Origin of the sequence: Tritonibacter scottomollicae (genome assembly GCF_032924845.1) — a bacterium.
Taxonomy (GTDB): domain Bacteria; phylum Pseudomonadota; class Alphaproteobacteria; order Rhodobacterales; family Rhodobacteraceae; genus Epibacterium; species Epibacterium scottomollicae.
This window is the reverse complement of sequence record NZ_CP136704.1, coordinates 3,090,499-3,110,727: the sequence shown is the minus strand read 5'-3', so window position 1 is coordinate 3,110,727 and position 20,229 is coordinate 3,090,499. Positions and strand designations below refer to the sequence as shown.

At 60.8% G+C, this 20,229-nt stretch carries 21 protein-coding genes; 9 read left to right on the top strand and 12 right to left on the bottom strand.

Annotated elements, in window-relative coordinates:
- Positions 1 to 4: 4 nt before the first annotated feature.
- From R1T40_RS15480 to R1T40_RS15470, 3 genes are all read right to left on the bottom strand, one after another.
- Entirely contained in the window at positions 5 to 1,555 is a 1,551-nt protein-coding gene (locus tag R1T40_RS15480; RefSeq protein WP_239368008.1) for a DUF427 domain-containing protein, read from the bottom strand.
- Between the two features lie 230 nt (positions 1,556 to 1,785).
- A complete protein-coding gene (locus R1T40_RS15475; RefSeq protein WP_317384760.1) occupies positions 1,786 to 2,487 on the bottom strand; it encodes a winged helix-turn-helix domain-containing protein in 702 nt (233 codons plus the stop codon).
- The gene (locus tag R1T40_RS15470; protein WP_005624313.1) at positions 2,459 to 2,752 is read right to left on the bottom strand and encodes a hypothetical protein; all 294 of its coding nucleotides are present in this window, start codon (positions 2,750 to 2,752) and stop codon (positions 2,459 to 2,461) included. Before R1T40_RS15470 ends, R1T40_RS15475 begins: the two co-directional genes overlap by 29 nt.
- Positions 2,753 to 2,921: 169 nt before the next feature.
- On the opposite strand from R1T40_RS15470, the gene R1T40_RS15465 reads away from it, so the two are divergent.
- From R1T40_RS15465 to R1T40_RS15450, 4 genes are all read left to right on the top strand, one after another.
- Entirely contained in the window at positions 2,922 to 3,389 is a 468-nt protein-coding gene (locus R1T40_RS15465) for a hypothetical protein (protein ID WP_106162601.1), read from the top strand.
- Positions 3,390 to 3,495: 106 nt separating this feature from the next.
- Positions 3,496 to 4,113, top strand: coding sequence for a ribonuclease HII (locus tag R1T40_RS15460; RefSeq protein ID WP_317384759.1), 618 nt, complete (start codon positions 3,496 to 3,498; stop codon positions 4,111 to 4,113).
- 108 nt (positions 4,114 to 4,221) lie between these two features.
- Complete coding sequence (locus R1T40_RS15455; protein ID WP_106162729.1) at positions 4,222 to 5,328, top strand: site-specific DNA-methyltransferase; 1,107 nt, start codon at positions 4,222 to 4,224, stop codon at positions 5,326 to 5,328.
- A gap of 192 nt (positions 5,329 to 5,520) precedes the next feature.
- On the top strand, positions 5,521 to 6,918 hold the full coding sequence (locus R1T40_RS15450) for an adenylate/guanylate cyclase domain-containing protein (protein WP_317384758.1): 1,398 nt from the start codon (positions 5,521 to 5,523) through the stop codon (positions 6,916 to 6,918).
- A 61-nt stretch (positions 6,919 to 6,979) separates the two neighbouring features.
- Here R1T40_RS15450 and R1T40_RS15445 read toward each other — a convergent pair whose 3' ends face one another.
- Together R1T40_RS15445 and mutY are read right to left on the bottom strand one after the other, a co-directional pair.
- The gene (locus R1T40_RS15445; RefSeq protein ID WP_317384757.1) at positions 6,980 to 8,122 is read right to left on the bottom strand and encodes an alkane 1-monooxygenase; all 1,143 of its coding nucleotides are present in this window, start codon (positions 8,120 to 8,122) and stop codon (positions 6,980 to 6,982) included.
- 74 nt (positions 8,123 to 8,196) lie between these two features.
- Positions 8,197 to 9,267, bottom strand: a complete 1,071-nt coding sequence (mutY, locus tag R1T40_RS15440) for an A/G-specific adenine glycosylase (RefSeq protein WP_317384756.1) — start codon at positions 9,265 to 9,267, stop codon at positions 8,197 to 8,199.
- Positions 9,268 to 9,351: 84 nt separating this feature from the next.
- Here mutY and R1T40_RS15435 point away from each other — a divergent pair, with 84 nt between their 5' ends.
- The gene (locus R1T40_RS15435; RefSeq protein ID WP_106162606.1) at positions 9,352 to 9,873 is read left to right on the top strand and encodes a DUF721 domain-containing protein; all 522 of its coding nucleotides are present in this window, start codon (positions 9,352 to 9,354) and stop codon (positions 9,871 to 9,873) included.
- 2 nt (positions 9,874 to 9,875) lie between these two features.
- A complete protein-coding gene (locus R1T40_RS15430; RefSeq protein ID WP_106162607.1) occupies positions 9,876 to 10,568 on the top strand; it encodes a DsbA family protein in 693 nt (230 codons plus the stop codon).
- A 36-nt stretch (positions 10,569 to 10,604) separates the two neighbouring features.
- Here R1T40_RS15430 and lpxK read toward each other — a convergent pair whose 3' ends face one another.
- From lpxK to R1T40_RS15405, 5 genes are all read right to left on the bottom strand, one after another.
- On the bottom strand, positions 10,605 to 11,606 hold the full coding sequence (gene lpxK, locus R1T40_RS15425; protein ID WP_317384755.1) for a tetraacyldisaccharide 4'-kinase: 1,002 nt from the start codon (positions 11,604 to 11,606) through the stop codon (positions 10,605 to 10,607).
- Positions 11,593 to 12,789, bottom strand: a complete 1,197-nt coding sequence (locus tag R1T40_RS15420; RefSeq protein ID WP_317384754.1) for a 3-deoxy-D-manno-octulosonic acid transferase — start codon at positions 12,787 to 12,789, stop codon at positions 11,593 to 11,595. Before R1T40_RS15420 ends, lpxK begins: the two co-directional genes overlap by 14 nt.
- Positions 12,789 to 13,589, bottom strand: coding sequence for a 3'(2'),5'-bisphosphate nucleotidase CysQ (locus R1T40_RS15415; protein WP_317384753.1), 801 nt, complete (start codon positions 13,587 to 13,589; stop codon positions 12,789 to 12,791). Before R1T40_RS15415 ends, R1T40_RS15420 begins: the two co-directional genes overlap by 1 nt.
- On the bottom strand, positions 13,576 to 14,922 hold the full coding sequence (locus R1T40_RS15410; RefSeq protein WP_317384752.1) for a TldD/PmbA family protein: 1,347 nt from the start codon (positions 14,920 to 14,922) through the stop codon (positions 13,576 to 13,578). Before R1T40_RS15410 ends, R1T40_RS15415 begins: the two co-directional genes overlap by 14 nt.
- Before the next feature lie 134 nt (positions 14,923 to 15,056).
- Complete coding sequence (locus R1T40_RS15405) at positions 15,057 to 16,571, bottom strand: DUF2125 domain-containing protein (protein ID WP_317384751.1); 1,515 nt, start codon at positions 16,569 to 16,571, stop codon at positions 15,057 to 15,059.
- Between the two features lie 134 nt (positions 16,572 to 16,705).
- Between R1T40_RS15405 and R1T40_RS15400 the strand changes: the two genes are divergently transcribed.
- Together R1T40_RS15400 and R1T40_RS15395 are read left to right on the top strand one after the other, a co-directional pair.
- Positions 16,706 to 17,455: an SDR family oxidoreductase gene (locus R1T40_RS15400; protein WP_317384750.1), complete on the top strand. Its 750-nt coding sequence runs from the start codon at positions 16,706 to 16,708 to the stop codon at positions 17,453 to 17,455.
- Entirely contained in the window at positions 17,452 to 18,069 is a 618-nt protein-coding gene (locus R1T40_RS15395; protein WP_317384749.1) for an enoyl-CoA hydratase/isomerase family protein, read from the top strand. The genes R1T40_RS15400 and R1T40_RS15395 overlap by 4 nt, the downstream gene beginning before the upstream one ends.
- Here the strand turns inward: R1T40_RS15395 and R1T40_RS15390 are convergent.
- Positions 18,066 to 18,371 (bottom strand): HNH endonuclease, encoded by a 306-nt coding sequence (locus R1T40_RS15390; protein ID WP_317384748.1) that lies wholly within the window; start codon positions 18,369 to 18,371, stop codon positions 18,066 to 18,068. The two genes, R1T40_RS15395 and R1T40_RS15390, sit on opposite strands and share 4 nt — an antisense overlap.
- A gap of 66 nt (positions 18,372 to 18,437) precedes the next feature.
- Between R1T40_RS15390 and R1T40_RS15385 the strand changes: the two genes are divergently transcribed.
- On the top strand, positions 18,438 to 19,634 hold the full coding sequence (locus R1T40_RS15385; protein ID WP_317384747.1) for a TIGR03862 family flavoprotein: 1,197 nt from the start codon (positions 18,438 to 18,440) through the stop codon (positions 19,632 to 19,634).
- Here the strand turns inward: R1T40_RS15385 and R1T40_RS15380 are convergent.
- A complete protein-coding gene (locus R1T40_RS15380; protein ID WP_106162617.1) occupies positions 19,607 to 20,197 on the bottom strand; it encodes a glutathione S-transferase family protein in 591 nt (196 codons plus the stop codon). The genes R1T40_RS15385 and R1T40_RS15380 overlap by 28 nt on opposite strands.
- Between the last annotated feature and the right edge of the window lie 32 nt (positions 20,198 to 20,229).

The following is a 20,229-nucleotide window of genomic DNA, read 5'->3' as shown; positions in this document are numbered from 1 at the left end:
TCTGTCAGTCTGCCGCGATGGCAAAGCTCTCGACCGGCTGCGAGACATTGTGCAGCTTCACATGTCCCAGCGGCTTTGCCTCGGCGGTCTCCGTCAGGATGTCGCGCGACACCACGATGCGGTGGCCAATGGTTTTGCCGTAATCACCCAGACGTGCGGCGATATTGGCGGCCTGACCGATCACGGTGAAATCCAGCCGCTCCTGCGAGCCGATATTGCCATAGAGCACCGACCCCGAGGCAATCCCGATGGCGCAGTCCAGATTGGGCAGCGACGGGCAGGGCTCGATCTCGGCCAGCGCGGCGACAATACCCCGTGCGGCAGCAAGCGCCTGCGCGCGGGCTTCGGCCGGATTCTGGCCTGCGGGGAAGACCGCCAGCACCGCGTCGCCGATGAACTTCAGCACCTCGCCACCGTTTTCATGCACCACATCGGAGGTGGTCTCGAAAAACCTGTTCAGCAGCTTGATGTATTTGTCGCGCGGCAGGGTTTCTTCGAGCAGGGTGGAGCCGCGCAGATCGCAGAACATGATCGCGGCGTCGATCTCATCGCCATCACCTCGGCGGATGTTGCCCCCAAGCACCCGCGCACCGGAGCGTTTGCCCACGTAGGTTTCCAGCACGGCCTGCGCGTTCTCACGCTGCATGAAGACCTCGTAATAACGCGCAATCACCGCAGAGCATTCAAAGATCAAGCCCAGATCAGCAGTGCTGAAGCCATCGGGGGCGTCTGATGCGACGGTCAGCACATTAATCCGCCCGTCCGAGAACGGCAGCGGCATGGCGACATAGTCGGTCATGCCGCGGTCGCGCAGGTCGCGCAGGATCGGGAAGTCCTCGGGCGGAGTCGCGCCGGTCAATCGATAGCGCAGCCCGCCAAGCCCCTTGGAGACATGGCGCAGCGGAGAGTTCTTGAACTCCGGCTTTTCGTGGATTTCGTAGGAGGGCGAAAACGTCTCCACCCCAGGTACGCCTTTTTCCCACAGGTAATGGTGGCCCGCGATCCGGGGGTGCAGGGCCCAGGCGAGGATGGTCAGGCGGCTGACGGGCAGACCCTGTTCGTGCAGTTTGGCGACGAAGGCCTGTGTGAAATCCTCGGGCGAGGGCAGGAAGGCCGCCTCGCGCAGGAGCCAGTCCACCAATGGGCCGGAGATATTGCCGTCATCGGGCGCTTGCAGGCGGTTCGGGCCCAGATCCAGCCGGTCGAGCGCCTCGGGGATGAAGCCGACATGGCCCTTGATCTGGCGCGCCTCGGGCAGGGTTTCGTCATAGCTCCAGACCGCGCTGCACAGCTCCTTCTTGCCGGGCAGGATCAGGTCGCGGTAATGGGCGGTGCCCTTAAAGGGGCAGAAGGTGGTCTTGCTGCAGGCCTTGTCCATATCCACCAGCAGGTCTTCCTTGGGGAAATAGACTACGGGGGAGAGGCGGGTTTCATACATCACCTTGGCACGGCTGCTCTGCGCGAGGAGCGTGTCGCCGTGATAGGCAGCAACCGGGCCGTCCAGTTGTTCCACAAGGATACCGTAACCGCTGCGCGGCGAGACCTGAATGTTCATGGGGTGTATCTGTCCAAAGCTAGCCTTCCTAATATGGGAAGGTTTGCGGCAGATTTCCAGCCCCTCGCCCGCTGCTGGGATCACATTTGAGGGATTGCGCCGTGCGCTGCACGTCGCCGGGGAGCAGGCCGCGCCCAACGGGCGGATGGGAATTTTCAATTCACAGACGACGGGCGGGAGCGCGCCGCCTTTTGCGTATCCGGGGTGACGGAGGGGGACCGGGGCGGGCGTCACACCATACGGATGACATCCTTGTTGATCGCCAGCACATAGCCGCGTTTGGCGATGTTCTTGACCAACAGCTCACTGATCATCTGATTGCCCAGCGTGTCGCGCAGGCGTTTGATCCGCGTGGCCCCGGCGGCCTCTTCGCAATCACTGCTTGATTTGCCGGAAATCACCGCCTCGATCTCCGCACCTGACAGCACATCATCATCGAGCCGCGCCTCGGCCAGCACCGAAAGTGTTTCCATCGCGGCCTTGGTGAGTTTGAAGCCCATGTTGTTGAGGTAGACGGTGTGTTCCTCTCGGCTGATCAGCAGTTCGGTCACCTGGATACCGGCCCGCTCGATCTGCGCCATGCGGCGGTTGAGCATCACCAGCATCGCCAGCACCACCAGTGCCGCGATCATCATCGCCGTTGCAAACACCAGGAGGACGAAGATCACCATCCGGTAGCTGGCCAATGTGTCGGCAAAGGCGGTGCCGGATTGCGCAAGGATCTCCAAGAGCTTGACCTCGGCTTGGGTGGTTAGGTCGTTCTCGACGAATACCCGTTCCACGCGCGCGTTAAACGCATTGCCATCGGGCAAAGTGAGCAACAACACCGTGCCTGCGATCACCAACAGCGCAACGATGGCGCCAATACCCAATGCGATCACCCGTGATCCGGCGTTGCGAACCTCAGAAACGGAGAAAGTTGGATCCGGCATCCGCTTTCCTTTTGTCGAGCCCCTCGGGGCCAAAAACGGACAGGACGTTCAGAAGCGTCCAGCCTGCGCGTTGCAGACGGGCGGCCACCTCATCGCGCGCGGCGGATTTGGAGCAGGCCCCGGAGAGTTCCATCACACCGTAATGGAGCTTCAGCGGCTGGTCCTGCTTTGCCTTGTAATCGGCATAGCACCCGGCCGCATGCGCGGGCTGCGCGAGGGCTGCGAGGAGCAGCAGAAGGGCGGGGATTTTGCGAATGTGTGTCATGCGCCCATCATGCAGTCGGGGGCCCTGATATTCAATGACAACAAGGTGTTGGGGCGCTGATATTCGATAACAAGCGGGCGTTATTGCCTGTCCTTCAGCGTCGGGGCGAAGGTTGGGTCATCCGGTTGACGTCCAGCCGACCCACGCACCTGACACAGGATAGACTGTTATGACCCAAGTTCCTCAAAACTCTCGCAACGCTCATCGCAAGTTCATCGCTGTCATTTTGGCAGCTGCCGTCGCGATTACCGGATTTTCGACCGCTCCGGCACGTGCTGACAGCGACGACATCGCGAAATTCATCGCCGGTGCCGCGATCCTTGGGATCATCGGTGCTGCGATCAACGACAGACGAGATGATCGCCGCGAGCGCCCGCATGTCGATCCCAAACCGCACCCAAAGCCGCTACCACCGCGTGTTCGCCGCTACGATCTGCCAGCCAAGTGTCTGACCAATATTCGAGTGCGCGGCAAGGATCGTCGCCTCCTTGGGATGCGCTGCCTGAACCGCAATTATGACTTTGTGCGCAAGCTGCCCAATCGGTGCTATGCAGAGCTGGAGAACCGGCACAAGAGCCGTCGTGGGTATCGTCCGGGCTGCCTGCGCAAGCATGGGTATCGTTTAGTTCGCCGATAAGCTGATCGGAAACCAAGCTATCGAGCAAAAAACTGGGGCGCCCTGTGCGCCCCTTTTTGTGTCAATCTCCCTTGCACGGCCCTTCAAAACCGGGTCTGTGGGTCGCATGGATTACCCTGATTTCTCTTTGGAAGAGGCCGCGCTGAGCCGTGGCTATCTGCGCATTGCCGGTGTTGATGAGGTCGGTCGCGGCCCGCTTGCCGGCCCCGTGACTGCAGCCGCGGTCGTTCTGAACCTTGCTGACATTCCTGCTGGGCTGAATGATTCCAAGAAGCTGAGTGCCAAGAAACGTGTCGCAGTTGAATCCGAAATACAGGCGCGCGCCGACTGGGCTGTTGCTCATGCGAGTGTCGAGGAGATCGACAACCACAACATCTTGCGTGCCTCGCATCTGGCAATGGAACGCGCCGTGGCGGCATTGGATCCGCTGCCGGACTATCTTCTGATTGATGGGAACCTGATTCCGCGCGGCCTGGCGATTTCTGCCGAAGCCGTGGTCAAGGGGGATGGTCGCTCCGTGTCGATTGCAGCGGCTTCGATCCTTGCAAAGGAAGCCCGAGATCGGGTCATGGTGGATTTAGCGCAACAGTTTCCCGGATATGGATGGGAGAAGAACGCCGGCTACCCATCCAAACAACATCGTGACGCTTTGGTGAAACTAGGGGTGACCCCTCATCATAGAAGATCCTTTAAGCCGGTACACAAGATATTGTATCAAGAGTGAACCGTAGTCAGCTGATTCAAAAAACAAATTGACCTCGAATCCGGGATGACTCATCCTGTGGACAACCAGAATGAGCGCATAAGCGCCGTGGTTATCGAGGCAGAGCAAATGAACAAAACCATCGCGAAGGGCGCCGCAACGGCGCTCCCTTTAAACACGATTCTAGATGGCGACTGTATCGAGAGGATGGCAAGCATGCCCTCCAACTCGATCGACATGATCTTCGCGGATCCGCCCTACAACCTTCAGCTCAAAGGGCAGTTGCACCGCCCTGACAACTCCATGGTGGATGCGGTCGACGACGAATGGGACCAGTTTTCCAGCTTCGGTGTCTATGACCACTTCACGCGCGCTTGGCTGAAAGAGGCCCGCCGCATTCTGAAGCCCAATGGCGCGCTTTGGGTTATCGGGTCCTACCACAACATCTTCCGTGTCGGCTCCGCGCTGCAGGACGAGGGCTTCTGGATCCTCAACGATGTGGTCTGGCGCAAATCCAACCCGATGCCGAACTTCCGTGGCAAGCGCTACACCAACGCGCATGAGACGATGATCTGGGCGTCGAAGTCCGAAGGGGCAAAATACACCTTCAACTACGAGGCGCTGAAATCCCTGAACGAGGGTATCCAGATGCGCTCCGACTGGGTGATGCCGATCTGCACCGGGCACGAACGCCTGAAGGACGCCAATGGCGACAAGGCGCATCCGACGCAGAAACCCGAGGCATTGCTGCATCGTATCCTGGTGGGCTCCACCAATCCCGGCGATGTGGTGCTCGACCCGTTCTTCGGCACCGGCACCACCGGTGCGGTGGCGAAGATGCTGGGGCGTGAATACATCGGCATCGAGCGTGAAGAGAGCTATCGTAAGGTGGCCGAGGCCCGCATCAAGGGCGTGCGCAAATTCGACCGTGAGGCGCTGCAGGTGTCGGCCTCCAAACGGGCGGAGCCACGCGTACCTTTCGGTCAGCTGGTGGAGCGCGGTATGCTACGCCCGGGCGAGGAGCTCTATTCCATGAACCGCCGCCACAAGGCCAAGGTTCGGGCAGACGGCACCTTGATCGGGGACAACATCAAAGGCTCGATCCATCAGGTGGGCGCACATCTCGAAAACGCCCCCTCTTGCAACGGCTGGACTTACTGGTGCTTCAAGAAGGATGGCAAAACCGTCCCGATCGACGTCTTGCGCCAGCAGATCCGGGCGGAAATGCAAAACTGAGCCACGGTTCTACAGAACATTCGAACGCCGACGGTGTGCTGCCCAATGAGCGCGGCACACTGCACCTTGCCCCGCCGTTCTGGCGGGGTTTTTTGCATTATCTTCTGGGAATAGGCGTGCAACTCAATTGCAGCCTGCCTATTTTGCAGCCAAGCAACCTATAAAAACCACGTTTCATAAGGGGAGGTCAGGATGGTCTCAGCCGCGACACCTGCATCCGCAGCGCCCGGGCGCGCACCATTGGACCCGATCCTGCAGGATGATGCGTTGAAGACGAGACACATCCGAGAGGCGCTGGAAGAGCATAAACGCCGCGGCGTGGAAATGGCGGTGCTGGCCCGCTGGATCATCATGCCGATCGTTGGCGTATTCCTTGCCCTAGTCTACCCGCACCCCTCGCAGCTCTACTACATCGCCCTTCTTGCGATCTTATGCGTCAACGGGTTCTTCATTCGACGATTTGCCCGCGTGGGGCGCTCGCATGCAGAAGTCGCACTGATCATGTTCGATCTTGTTCTGATGACCTTTGGCATGGTTTTCCCGAACCCGTTCGATCAGCAGGAAATGCCAATTCCTATGCTGTATCAGTACGATAACTTTATGTACTTCTTTATCATTCTCGCCTTTGGCACCCTCGCGTACAGTTGGCGCACGGTGATTGGAATTGGTGTTTGGGCGAGCGTGATCTGGCTCAGCGGGTCAGCGCTCATGTGGTACTTCATGACGCCAAACAACGAGATCGCGCAACGCCTGACCGAGGCTCTAGCGGAGTGGCCGCATGTCCTTGCGCTATATGATCCCAACGATGTCGGGTTTCGCTTTCGCATTCAGGAGGCGATGGTCTTTCTGATGGTGGCGGCGATCCTCGCGCAATCTACCCGCCGGTTCTATCTGATGTTGGATCGCAATGCAGACTTGGCCCGCGAACACGCGAATCTATCACGGTATTTTTCGCCCAACGTTGTGGAGCAATTGTCGCATAATGATGATCCGCTAAACCAGGTTCGCATGTCAAATATTGCGGTGCTATTCATCGACATTGTCGGATTTACCCGACTGGCGGCGGACAAGGATGCCGTTGAGGTGATTGAGCTGCTACGCGGGTTTCATGGGCGTATGGAGCAGGAAGTGTTCCGTTTCGGCGGGACGCTGGATAAGTACCTGGGGGATGGGTTGATGGCGACCTTCGGCACCCCCATGCCCGGCAAACATGACGCATCGCAAGCGCTGGCCTGTGCCCGCTCCATGTGTCGTGTGCTCGATCAGTGGAACCAAGAGCGCCGCAGTATCGGAGCCGCGGAAATCCACGCGGGCATCGGCATTCATTTCGGCGAGACAGTACAAGGCGACATCGGGGCCAACCGGCTGGAATACGCGGTTATCGGGACAGCGGTGAATGTCGCGTCGCGGCTGGAGGCGATGACGCGCGCGCTGTCAGCGCGGATTGCCATGAGTGACGCACTCTGCACGCAACTTCAGCAGGAAGGTGGGGCCGACGATCTGTTGGAGGGGTTCACCTTTCATCCAGATCAAACCATCCGAGGGCTGGACGGGCCGATGTCCGTCTGGGCGTTGCCGCGCGACAGATAGCAGCGTTGTCTATACGTCTATGCACAGGCTCGGTTTTCTGGGGCCATGCCGAAACGTAGTATCAGCGGGGCATTGGGTTGGTCACTCTGTTATAGGCGGTCCAGTCGGTGATCTCCGGGTAATACTGTTTGCGCCAGAGTCTCACTTTTGGGTTCATGACCCGGCGCCAGAGCGGGGGGATCATCGCGGCCACGGTCATCACCGGATATCCATAGGGCAACTGTGGGGCCTCGGATTTGGCAAAGTTCTGCAACAGCGGAAAACGTCGGTCCGGTTTGTAGTGATGATCCGAATGGCGCTGCAAATTGATCAGCAGCCAGTTTGATGCCTTCTGCGCCGCGTTCCACGAATGATGAGGTTTGACATGCTCATACTTGCCATCGCCAAGGTGTTTGCGCGTCAGGCCATAGTGCTCAATGTAGTTGACCAGCTCCAGCTGCCAGATCGCGACACCGGCCTGGACCAGAAAGAGTAACCCGCCTGAGATGCCGCCAATCAACAGCGCAAGCAACATCATGCCAGCCTGCAGCGCCCAGTAGCGCATGAAGGGATTGCTGCGGTGCATCCAGGGCAATCCCTTGCGCGCAAGGCGCTGGCGTTCCGCGTTGAATGCCGAATGCCAGCACTGCTTCAACACGCGGGGATAATACCTGTGGAAGCCTTCGTTATAGCGGGCCGTAACCGGATCACGCGGTGTGCCGACATAGCGGTGGTGAACAAGCAGATGTTCAGACCGGAAATGCGAATACAGGACCATCGCCAACAGGATGTCGGCCATCCAGCGCTCCCAGCGGTTGGTCTGGTGCATCAGTTCGTGGCTGTAGTTGATCCCGATGGTACCGGCGACCACACCCATGCCAAAGAAGGCGCCGAATTTCTCAATGCTGCTGAGGTGGTCGGCGCCGGTGACATAGGCGATCAGGCCGAAGAGCGTGATGAATTGCAAGGGCACCCAGGCCGTGGTCAGGCGAATATACCAAGTCAGATCCGCGTCGGATGACTCCGGATCCGCGTTGTCCAGTTCGAGGCCGAGAAAGCCATCAAGAACAGCAAAAAGATACCAGGTTGCCAGCGGCGGCAGCAGGACCCACCAACTGCCAAAAACAGCACCCACCCAGACCAGTGGCAGCAATGTCAGCGACAGCCAGAAGGGCAGGGCACGCCGCCAATCGCGCAGCTGAGCGGCAGGAATGAACTGGGTCATCGAATGGCTCCGGGTCTGCGGACAAGAGATGAGTCGAGCCTAATCCTGAAGTGTCGCCAACCCAATAGGGCGCATTAGCGCATTTCAGCCTGAACCAGATCAAATGCCTTTCGCATGACGGTTGGCAGGTCCGAGGGTCGGAAATCGTGACGTTTGACGATCTCTTGTCCGGCAGAGAGCTGAAAGTTCAAAGGTAATTCCGTGACGCGTACCTGCAGGATAAGATGAAAATGGGTGAAGGTATGGCGAACTTCGGCACCGAGATCTCGCCAATTGGCGGCGAAGGGGGGCGCCTCTTGTGGGCTCTCGTTCCAATCCGACCCGGGCCACCCGAGCATCCCTCCCAACAGCCCCTTGTCCGGGCGGCGTTCCAGCAACCAGTCACCCTCCGAGGATCGAGCGAGGTAGATGTATCCGAGCCTTGTCGGTTTGGGCTTCTTCGGTGTTTTCTTTGGCAGTTCGGCAGCGGTGCCTTCAACGCGGGCCTGACATGGGGCACGCCAGGGGCAGATGCCGCAGGCCGGTGATTTTGGGGTGCAGATCGTCGCGCCAAGGTCCATGACCGCCTGCGCATAGTCTCCGGGGCGGTTTTCGGGCGTCAGCTGTGCGGCGTGATCTTTCAGGACGGGTTTTATGCCGGGCAAGGGGGTGTGTTCGTCATGCAAACGGGCCATGACACGCTCGACGTTGCCATCCAGCACCGTTTCCTGCCGGTCAAAGGCGATCGCTGATATCGCCGCCGCCGTATAAGGTCCGATGCCCGGAAGTGCGATCAGACCATCATATGTGTCAGGAAAGACCCCCGCGTGATCGGCCGCTACCACACGGGCGCATTTCAGCAAATTTCGGGCACGGGCATAGTAGCCAAGCCCTGCCCACTCACCCATGACGTCGGCATCCGCCGCTGCGGCCAGATCAGTGACACGCGGCCAACGCCGCGTGAAACGCTCAAAGTAGTCCTTTACGGCGGCCACGGTTGTTTGCTGCAGCATCACCTCGCTCAGCCAAATCCGGTAGGGATCGGGGCGCACACCGGTTGCGCGATCACCCGGGCCAACCCGCCAGGGCATCTGGCGGGCATGGACATCATACCAGGCCAACAGTTCCTGGCTGAGTGTCTCTGGATGCACGGAGAGGTCACGCATTCTTTATCCTTTGGCTTATGGTTTGGCTGGTCTCTGACGTACGGCCCTTTACAATAGGGCGAACACACACGCAAAACCACCGGCATGGCATACAGACGACCCACCACACGCGGCTTTAAACGAACAGGCTCCTTGCTGAATGACCAGATTCGCAAGGCGGGAGAGACCCGTGGTTTCGCGGTTTCGCGGCTGCTGACCCATTGGGAGGACATCGTCGGTCCGGATCTGGCGGCGATGGCGCGCCCGGTCAAGGTCGGCTACGGGCGTGGCGGTATCGGTGCAACGCTGACTGTGCTGACCACGGGCGCCATGGCCCCGATGCTGGAAATGCAAAAAGCGGCGCTGCGTGACAAGGTCAACGCGGTTTATGGCTACAACGCCATTTCCAAGCTTCACATCACGCAGACAGCCCCGATCGGCTTTGCGGATGGCCAGGTGGATTTTCGCTATGCGCCGAAAACCCGCAAACAGGCCGAACCCGCGCCCGAGGATGTTGCGGCAGCCCGGGAGACGGCCACCGGTGTAGAGAACGACGAATTGCGCGCAGCACTCGAGCGGCTTGGGCGCAATGTGATGACACGACAAAAAACAAACCGAAAGGGGTAGAAATGACCCGTACGATGACAGGTATTTGCGCGGCCGTGGCCGTCGCCGCAGGTGTTTATGCCATGAACAGCTTCTCGACCCGTCAAGGCGAGACGAGCTTGCTGGACATCCAACTGATTGGCGCAGCCAACGCGCAGGAGAGTGCTGAGGCTGCCGAAGTCGATACCTCTACCATCGTCGAGATGGTCCAGGGCGCGGAAGATGCACCTGTCACCATGATCGAGTATGCATCCTACACCTGCCCGCATTGCGCGAGTTTCCACGCGGACGCTTACAAGAAGCTGAAGGCGGACTACATCGACACTGGCAAAGTGAAGTTCATCTATCGCGAGGTCTACTTCGACCGCTTTGGCCTGTGGGCATCCATGGTTGCCCGGTGCGGTGGAGAGGAGAAGTTCTTCGGCATCACCGATCTGATCTTCCAACAGCAGTCCGAGTGGACCCGCGCCGGCAATCCGACCGAGATGGTCGAGGCGTTGAAAAAGATCGGTCGCCTGGCTGGCCTCGACAATGACAAGCTGGAGGCCTGCATGCAGGACGCTACCAAGGCTCAGACACTGGTGGCCTGGTATCAGGAAAACGCGACCAAAGACGAAGTGCAGTCCACACCGTCCTTCGTCCTGAACGGAACCAAGGTGTCGAACCAGTCCTACGAAGACATGAAGGCGCTGATCGACGCAGAGCTCGAAGGCTAACCTTCTATCGTTCTTATGATAATCCGCGCCGCTCTCTCATGCAGGGGGCGGCGCGATTTCCTTCAGGCGGGTGAGCAGCATGTCGGCCTCGGGTATCTGTAGGCGGACCGGCAGGGTGATTACCTTGCGTCGAAAGCTGTCAGGCAACCGCACGGCGTCTTTCTCCGTAGTAACGAGTTGCGCACCTAGCAGGCGCGCTTCCTGTTCCAGCCGGGTCAGCAGCGCCGGAGCCAGCGTTTGATGGTCATCCAACGCCTCCGCGCGGCGAAGGTCTGCGCCAAGGCCACGCAGGGTGGCAAAGAACTTTTCCGGATGCCCGATGCCGGCAAAGGCGAGCACCTTGGTGCCTTGCCATGGCATTCCGGTTGGCAACGGGGCGACGTGCCCCTCGACATGAGGGATGGTGATCGCCGGTCCCCAAAGGGCGCGAAAGTCGTTCTGTGCAGCGGTGTTACCCAGTGACAGCACAACATCCGCCCGCTTCAATCCGACATCGACTGGTTCTCTCAATGGTCCTGCCGGCAGGCAGCGCCCGTTGCCGAATCCGCGTTGGGCATCGACCACGATGATCGAAAAATCCTTTGCGACGGATGGGTTTTGGAACCCATCGTCCATCAGGATCACGCTGGCGCCAGAGTTTGCCGCAGCTTCGACGCCTGCGCTCCGCTCCTTGGCCACCCAGACTTCGCCGAAGGCGGCCATCAGAAGTGGTTCATCGCCGACATCTGCTGCGGAATGGTGCCTCGGGTCCACTTGCACCGGCCCGTCGAGCCGCCCGCCATAGCCGCGTGACACGACGTGAACGGAATGTCCGGCTGCGCCGAGCTGCTCCATCAACCAGATGACTGTCGGAGTCTTGCCCGTGCCGCCCGCGTTCAGGTTGCCGACGCAGATCACCGGAACCGTGGCTTGCAGCGCTGTGCCCTTGCGCAGACGTGCAGCAGTGGCGCGCGCATAGAGCGCACCCAACGGTGACAGAGCGTAGGCCCGCAGGTCAAAGACCCCCGGTGGCCTGTTCCAGAATTCAGGTGGCCGCATCGTTGATTTCACCTTGGTCCAGAAGATCCTGAATCTTGTCGAGGAGATTGTCTGTCATGACCGCACCTTCGGTCACGACCTGCCAACCTGCAAGCGCCATTTCTGCTGCCTTGTCAGGGGAGGAGAGCTGATAGACCGCTTCGGACAGTTCCTCTTCGCCATGGATGCGCTGGGCAGCTCCCAGTGCCGCCAGGCGATGGTAGGCCTGTGTATGCGTGACAACACCCGGACCATGTAGAATTGCAGATCCCAAGGCCGCTGCGTTCAATGGGTTGATGCCCTGCGCTCCCCTGATCAGGCTATTGCCGAGAAAACAGAGCGGGCACAGCCGGTACCAGAGGCCGAGGTCTTCGGTAAGCCCGATTATGACCTGGGTGTGATCCTCCGGCTCCTCGCCCATATCCCAGTCGGCAAAGACAAGCCCCTCTTTTTTCAAAGTATTACGCGCAGCGTCGAGATCCTCAAACGTGTCGACAGTGATGACCAGAAGCAAACGATGCAATAGTCGGAGCGTGGCGCGATGCGCCTTTACCACCGGTTGCAACTCGGTCAGCGACAGCCGCGCGCCGAGCCAAACGGGGCGGCTATGGAGTTGAGATTGCAGCCGTGCCAGCTCCTCGTCGTTGCAGCCAGGCGGGCTGGTCGACTCGAATAGGCGACCGGACGAGCGGATGCGTTCAGCCGGAACACCAGCGCGCTTCAACCGCTCCGTGACTTCGGTGCCAGGTACGAGGATTTCGGAAAACCCATTCAATAGCCGGTGCCGTTGATCGGGCAACCAACGCGATGTACGTCCTGGCAATTCATCGGCATCGATGTCGACCAGAACGGAGGGGAGTTTGCGTTCGCGTATCTGGCGCATCAAAACCCGGCGCAGATGACCGCCCGCCCAGATGCAGACAACCGGGTTCCAGTGATCAAGAAAGCTGCGGATATCAGTTGGCTGCTCGACAGTCAGCGGCCCCAAGGCGATATCGCAACCTTCCGGAATGTGAGAGGGGCGCGCATCCTCCTCCCAGGTGAACATCATCGAGAGGTCAGGGCGCATGGTCTTCAGACGATGCCCCACATCGCACAGGCCCAGAAACCGTTCCTGTGTTGTCGCATGCGCCCAGACCAGCTCGCCGTCAGGGCGGCTCAGGGGGGCGGTACCAAATCTATATTCGTCTTCGCGCCAGGGCATCAGCTCCGGTTCTCATCCGAACTGTAGACCAGACGGGAGAGCAATTGGCGATGCACCTTCGGTCCGCCCGCCACGACGCCGTCTTGAAGCGCGTCGGGGCGGTTGAAAATCATGCGCCCGCCAAAGCGATTGGTTGCCACACCTCCCGCTTCCTCCAGGAGCAACACACCTGCGGCGATATCCCACTCCCAGGTGGGGCGCAGGGTCAGCATCGCATCATAAGTGCCATCGGCCACACGTGCCATTCGATAGGCCAGCGATGGGCGATGGCTGCGTTCAAATGCAGGTGGTCCGGCATCGGTCCAATGGTGGGCATCCAGCGCGGATTTGGCGCTCAGCACATGAGCAGCTTCGACATCTTGAGCAGGACTGGCGTGAATTGGCGTGCCATTGCAGCGTGCGCCCTGACCGGCGGCCGCGGCAAACAGCAGGTCGCGCTGCGGTAGCATGACGACGGCGGCAACGGGCGCGCCATCCCTCACGATCGCGAGCGAATGCGCCCAGGTTCGAGAGCCATCGGCAAAACTACGGGTGCCATCGATCGGATCAATGACAAAGACATGTGACCGCGACAGGCGCAGATCATTGTCTTCACTCTCCTCCGACAGCCAACCGTAATCGGGGCGCGCGGCCTGCAGCCGATCCTCGAGATAGCGGTTCACGGCGAGGTCGGCTTCGGTAACCGGCCCTGCACCATCGGGCTTGTCCCATTTCTGCGCTTCGGTGCCAACAAATTGCCCCGCGATCTCACCTGCCCGCTGCGCCGCCGAAATGAGAAGGGACAGATCACTCTCCGGCAAGTGTCATTCCTTCGAGCAGCAGCGAGGGGACAACACGGGACAGGTAGGTCCGGGCGTCATTGGCTGGCACCAGCGTCTTGAGCATGTCGAGCAGGTTGCCCGCGATGGTGACTTCGTTGACCGGATGGGCGATCTCGCCGTTCTCTATCCAGAAGCCCGAAGCGCCGCGCGAATAGTCCCCGGTATTGGGATTGATCGTAGAGCCGATCATCGAGGTGACTAACAGGCCGGTGCCCATGTCCCGGATCAACTCGGCGCGCGTCCGTGTGCCCTGGGTCAGTGCGATATTCCAGTTGGACGGCGAAGGGACGGAACCAATGCCACGGGCGGCGTTGCCGGTACTTTCCATCCCCAGCTTGCGAGCGGAGGCCAGATCCATGGTCCAGCCGGTCAGGACCCCGTCCTCAACAATGGCACGTTTTTGGGTCGGAAGCCCTTCGCCGTCAAAGGGACGAGAGCCGGACATACGTGCACGGTGCGGATCTTCGATCACTGACAGGCTGTCTGGCAGGATCTGCGTACCAAGACCATCCTTCAACCACGATGAGCCCCGCGCGATGGCCGCGCCATTGGCGGCACTCAGCAAATGGCCGATCAGCGAGGACGAGATGCGTTCGTCGAACAGGACCGGATATGCCCCGGTCTTGGGGCGGCGGGAATTGATACGTTCGATTGCACGGGTGCCTGCGGTATGCCCGACGTCCCCGGCTGCGCGCAGGTCGCTCTGAAACGTGCGGGAATCGCCATCATAGTCGCGTTCCATGCCGCTGCCGGTCCCCGCGATGCCAACGCAGGAGACCGACCGGCTGGTGCGCGCGTAGCCTCCGGAGAACCCGTTGCTCGCGGCGAGATGGATGTCATGCCGACCGTAGCCCGCAGCGGCGGATTGGACCTGCGTGATCCCCTCGATGGCCGCGCAGGCCGCCTCGGCGGTCAAGGCGTCTTGCTGCAACTGGTCCGGTGCCGGTTCCGCGCTGGGGTCTGCCATCTCAAGTGCGGCCAGATCCCAGGACTGGGCCAACTGTTCGGCATCCGCCAATCCCGCATAGGGATCTTCCGGTGCCTCGCGCGCCATCGCCACAGCGCGCTCCGCCATGGCGGTCAGTGTTTCGGTGCGTGTGTCGGACGAGGACACTTGCGCCTGTCGTTGTCCGACAAATACGCGCAGCCCGATATCCACCCCTTCGGAGCGTTCCGCGTGTTCCAGGGTGCCGTCGCGGACTTCGATGGAGAGGGAGCTGCCCTCGGCGGCCATTGCATCGGCGGAATCAGCGCCCGCCTTGCGCGCTGCGTCGAGCAGGGCGTGGCAGAGGGTTTGCGGAGTTTGGGTCATGTGCACCTTCACGTATGAGCGGCAATGCTCCAGAGCTAGCCAGACCGCCGGGCTACCGCAAGGGCTGTGCACCATAAAAAGAGGCCGCCCCGGTAGGAGCGGCCCCATCACATGTGGGCAAAGGCCCGATGCGATTACTTCAGGCGCTGACCATTGGCGAGCACGTGACCTTCGTCGTTGACTTCGATTTTCGAGGTCAGCGTGTCATCACCGGCCGGGACGGCAAACATGCCCATCATCATGCGTGCACCCATGGCGTCATCCTCGGACAGGAGACCCATTCCGATCAGCTTGTCGATCAGCGCGTTTGCACCCACCAACTGCAGGTTGGCCTCACCTGAAGGTGCCGGCATCCCGTCAAAGCTCTCCAGGTCGGTGTTGTCGAAGGTGAAGTCACCGGTGCCGGTCAGTTCTGCACCCGCGGCGGACAGCAGCACTTCGTTGATTTTCAGCGAGTTCACTTCCCCCGGAACCTCTTCGCCGTCCTCGACTGCAGCCATTTGTTCTTCATCCGTCAGGTCAAAGAACAGTTTGCCGGTACCGGTCAGGTCAACAACCAGGTTGGCCGGGTCATGCGGCAGCTCGCCAGTCGGGTCGATCAGACCCCAGAGCATTTCCGGAACCGCAAATTCGCGCAGCGCGAGACCGAGAGCAAAATCCTGCTCTTCTTCGGATTTTGTCAGCGGCATCGCAAAGTTCACGCCCATCTCGGCCATGCTCAGCGAGATCGGGAACGGGAAGTCGGAGCCGGTCATGTTCAACGTCGTGTCGGATTGGATGACGTCGTAGGTCAGGCCTTCGGGGCTGAGGCCGATGTTGAACTCGCCGCCGTTCGAGGTGGTCTGTATCTCGAAGTTGTCAGACCCGTCGGAGCCTTTCGCGTTGCTGCTGCCGGACTCGAAGGTGAATTTGCCATCGTAGGCCATGCCTGCGTTCAGCATCGCCGCGACATCAGAGGGATCTTCAAGCTCGGGCACGATGGCGTCGCCGTCGAAGTTCACACCCTCGATCACGCCGTTGAAGGCCGCCCCGTCGTCACCTTCAGGGTCCTGGAACATGAAATCATAGGCAAGGGATGCGACGGTCATGGATTGGGTGTAGGACCGCAAGTCACCAATTTTCATCACCGTGTTGCTGGCAATGTCATTCATGGTGAGGGTCAGGGCCGCGACGTCAGTGGGGACGGCTTCGCCTTCGATCACGAGGTCGTTGAGCGTGATGGTGCCTTTATCGACAGCGTAGCTATACTCCATTTCGGAAGTGTCGCCGCTGACGACCATCGGGCTGCCGTCATGGGTGTAGAGCAAGCTGCCGGTGACGGCTTCGCCATCGGAATTGACATCAAATGCCATCGGGAATTCGGCTGGCATCACGACATTCACGCTGCCATCGCCATTTTCAATGAAATCCAGCGCGCCCATGGTCACGGAGACGGTATCACCGTCGATGTCCATCGACATTGCGATGTCGGTGACTTTGAGTGTACCGTTTTCGAACGCCTCTGATGCGGTCACGTCATATCCGGTGTCGGACATGTAGGATTTCCAGTCAGACCAGACATCCTGAGCGCTCAGATCGGCGTGCGCCGCCTGAGCGATAAGCAGTATTGGGGCAACGGCGCCCAGGCCACGAAAAAGAGAAACAGACATAAGAAGAACCTTTCCTAGCGAAGAGTTGGGGCGAACCTCTCCGCTCGCGCGGGTGTGGTCAAGGGAGCCAATGACTGGACCGTTCCCCCCAAAGCAGATTAACACATAAGCAAACGAAGATTTGGAGACAATTTATGGATATCGCGGGTAAGACAGTTGTCATTTCAGGGGCGAGCCGGGGCATCGGAGCGGATGCAGCAAGGGTTTTCGCCGCTTCTGGTGCGAATGTCGCGCTTCTTGCGCGTAGCGCTGATGCGCTCACCGAACTGGCGGCAGAGATAGGCGAAAAAGCGCTCGCGTTGGCCTGCGATGTGTCCGACTACGCGGCGGTTGAGGCGGCATTTGCCAAAACCAAGGACGTTTTCGGCAGCCTTGATGTGCTGATTTGCAACGCTGGCCTGATCGACCCGATCGACCGTTTGGCGGATGCATCCCCGGCGGATTGGGCGCAGTTGATCAACGTGAACATCACCGGCGTTTTCAATATGATGCACGCAGGCTTGCCGCATCTGAAGGCGGCGGGTGGCGGCTCTGTGCTGACCATCGGATCTGGCGCGTCGCAGCGGCCTCTGGAAGGTTGGAGCGCCTATTGCACCTCCAAGGCGGGCGCGGCGATGCTGACTGAAGCGCTGCACCTTGAGGAGGGTGAAAACGGCATTCGGGTTATGGGATTGTCGCCGGGCACGGTGGCCACTCAGATGCAGCGCGACATCAAGGCCAGCGGTCTCAATCCGGTAAGCCAGCTGGACTGGGAGGATCACATCCCGGCGGAATGGCCTGCGCGTACGCTTCTTTGGATGTGCAGCCCCGATGCCGACGAATTCATCGGCACCGAGATCTCCCTGCGCGATGAGACCATCCGCACGCGAGTCGGCCTGACATGATCGAACGCCATCAGGATTCGCGCGGTTTGCTGACCCTGCGCCTCAACCGTCCGGAGAAAGCCAACGCCCTGACGCCGGACATGCTGCAGCAGTTGATTGCAGTCTTGCGTGGGGCCGAGGGCGCGCGGGCCGTGATCCTGACCGGCACGGGTAAGGTGTTCAGCGCGGGTGCGGATCTTGATGCCGCGAAGGCCGGGCTGGCCACCTCGCCCCTGTGGGAGGAGCTGTCCGCGACGCTGGCGGCGATGCCCTGCCTGAAGGTTGCGGCCCTCAACGGCACGCTTGCGGGCGGTGCCAATGGCATGGCGCTGGCTTGCGATCTCCGCATTGCGGTGCCTACGGCCAAGGTGTTTTATCCGGTGATGCAACTGGGCTACCTGCCACAGCCCTCGGATGCGGCCCGGATGCGGGCACTGATCGGCCCGGCGCGCACCAAGATGGTGCTGGCGGCAGGACAGAAACTCTCCGCGCAGGAGGCCTATGACTACGGGCTGATCGACCGCATCGTGGCGCCGGAGGACCTGTTGCCGACCGCCGAAGCATTGGTGGAACCGTCCTTGGCGGCGGACCCCGAAGTTGCCCGCGCGATCCTGCAAGCCTGCGCACCGACCTAGCGTTTCCGTCGCTTGCCCGGCACGCGGGAGGAAAAGTCCGGCGGGCGCTTCTGCACCCAGTTGATGAACTTCGCCAGCCGCGGATGTTGTTGCAAGGCTGCGATGGTGCTGTAATTGCGCGCCAACTCCGCTTCGCTCAGGCTGGCGTGGATCTCCCTGTGGCAGATATGGTGGAGCAAAACCGTCGGACCGCCCTTGCCTCCTTTGAGCTTTGGGATCAGGTGGTGCAGGCTCCGTGGGGCGTCTTCCGGGATCGGACGGGCGCAGAGCGGGCAGATCGGGTTGGTGTCCGGGTCGGTCATGATGGGCTGCGAAGTTGGGATGCTCACCGCGCAAGATGCGGCGGAGACAGCAAAAGGCAAAGTCGAATGCATGAGTGGGATGCGGTGGTGATCGGAGGCGGGCCAGCGGGCCTGATGGCTGCGGGTGAAATCGCCCGTCAGGGGCATCGGGTGGCGCTGGTCGAGGCCAAGCCTTCGCCGGCACGCAAGTTTCTGATGGCTGGCAAATCCGGCCTCAACCTGACCAAGGACGAACCGATCGGGGCGCTGCTTGCCCACTATGGCGATGCCGAGGACTGGCTGGCCCCGATGATCCGCGCCTTTGACGCGCAGGCTGTGCAGGATTGGGCGCAGGGGCTGGGGCAGGCGCTGTTCACAGGCTCGACCGGGCGGGTGTTTCCCACTGCGATGAAAGGCTCGCCCCTGCTGCGCGCCTGGTTGGCGGAACTGGATCAGCTTGGTGTGACCCGGCATGTGGGCTGGCGCTGGACCGGTTGGCAGGATGGTCAGTTGAGCTTCAACACGCCGGATGGCCCGCAGTGGATCTCGCCCCGTGCGACGGTTCTGGCGCTGGGCGGGGCCAGCTGGGCGCGGTTGGGGTCTGACGGCGCCTGGGCCGCAATGCTGGCCAGCCAGGGTGTGGCACTGGCCCCCTTCCAGCCCTCCAACGCAGCACTTTCGGTGGCGTGGAGCGATCACATGGTGCCGCATTTCGGGGCGGCGATCAAGGCGGTAGGCTGGCAGGCCGGGCATCTGACGGGACGCGGAGAGGCAACTCTATCGGCGCGTGGGCTAGAAGGCGGCGGGCTCTATGCGCTGACCCCGGCCTTGCGTGACGGACATGCGCTATATCTGGACCTCGCGCCGGACGTGGCCGCGGCGGAACTGACCGCGCGTCTGGCAAAGCCACGCGGCAAGGCAAGCTGGGCCAATCATATGCGGCGGGGGCTGAAATTGGGTCCGGTGAAAACGGCACTCCTGCAGGAATTCGGGCGTCCGCTGCCGCAGGATCCGGCGGCTCTGTCCCTGATCATCAAGCACCTGCCGGTCAGCCATGCGGGGCTGCGTCCACTGGACGAGGCGATCTCCACCGCCGGAGGTGTACGGCGCGATGCGCTGGATGACGGGCTGATGCTGAAGGCGCTCCCCGGCACATTTTGCGCCGGAGAGATGCTGGATTGGGACGCGCCGACGGGCGGCTATCTGCTGACCGCCTGTTTTGCCACCGGGCGCTGGGCCGGGCAGGCTGCGGCGCGTTACTTGGCGAGTGTCACGACGCGCTGAAACGCCGCCCGGTCACGCATGCGCTTGCCATAGGCCAGCAACGCCTCGCTTTCGACCTCGAATTTGGCCCCGCGCGCCCAGTTCAGGCAATGGGTCAGCAGGATATCGGCGATGGAGAAACTTTCGCCTGCGATGAATTCATCGGTCAAGCGGGCCTCGACGCGGCTGACGGATCGGGCAAATTCCCAGCGCAGCGAGTCCTTGATCGCCGGCACCCGCTGTTCTTCTGGCAGGGCAAAGCTGTGCCGCGCAGCCATCCAGAGAAGCGCATCCATTTCGTCGTTGAGCATATTGGTGACCGAATCCTGCCGCGCGCGGGCTAAAGTGCCGGCGGGCGCAGTCAACGCGCCGTGCTTGTCAGCGAGATAGGTGATGATCGCAACGGAATCAGTCACGGTCGTGCCGTCTACCACAAGGGCGGGCACCTTGCCTGATGGGTTGTAGTTGCGAATTTCAGCGCTTTGCGGCGCCGCATCTTCCAACTCGTAGGGCTGTTCCAGTTCTTCCAGCGCCCAAAGCACGCGGAACGTGCGGGTCATCGGCTTGCCGATCACTTTGTACATCATGTGTGTCCTCCTTGGTTGCAGGCAGGTTT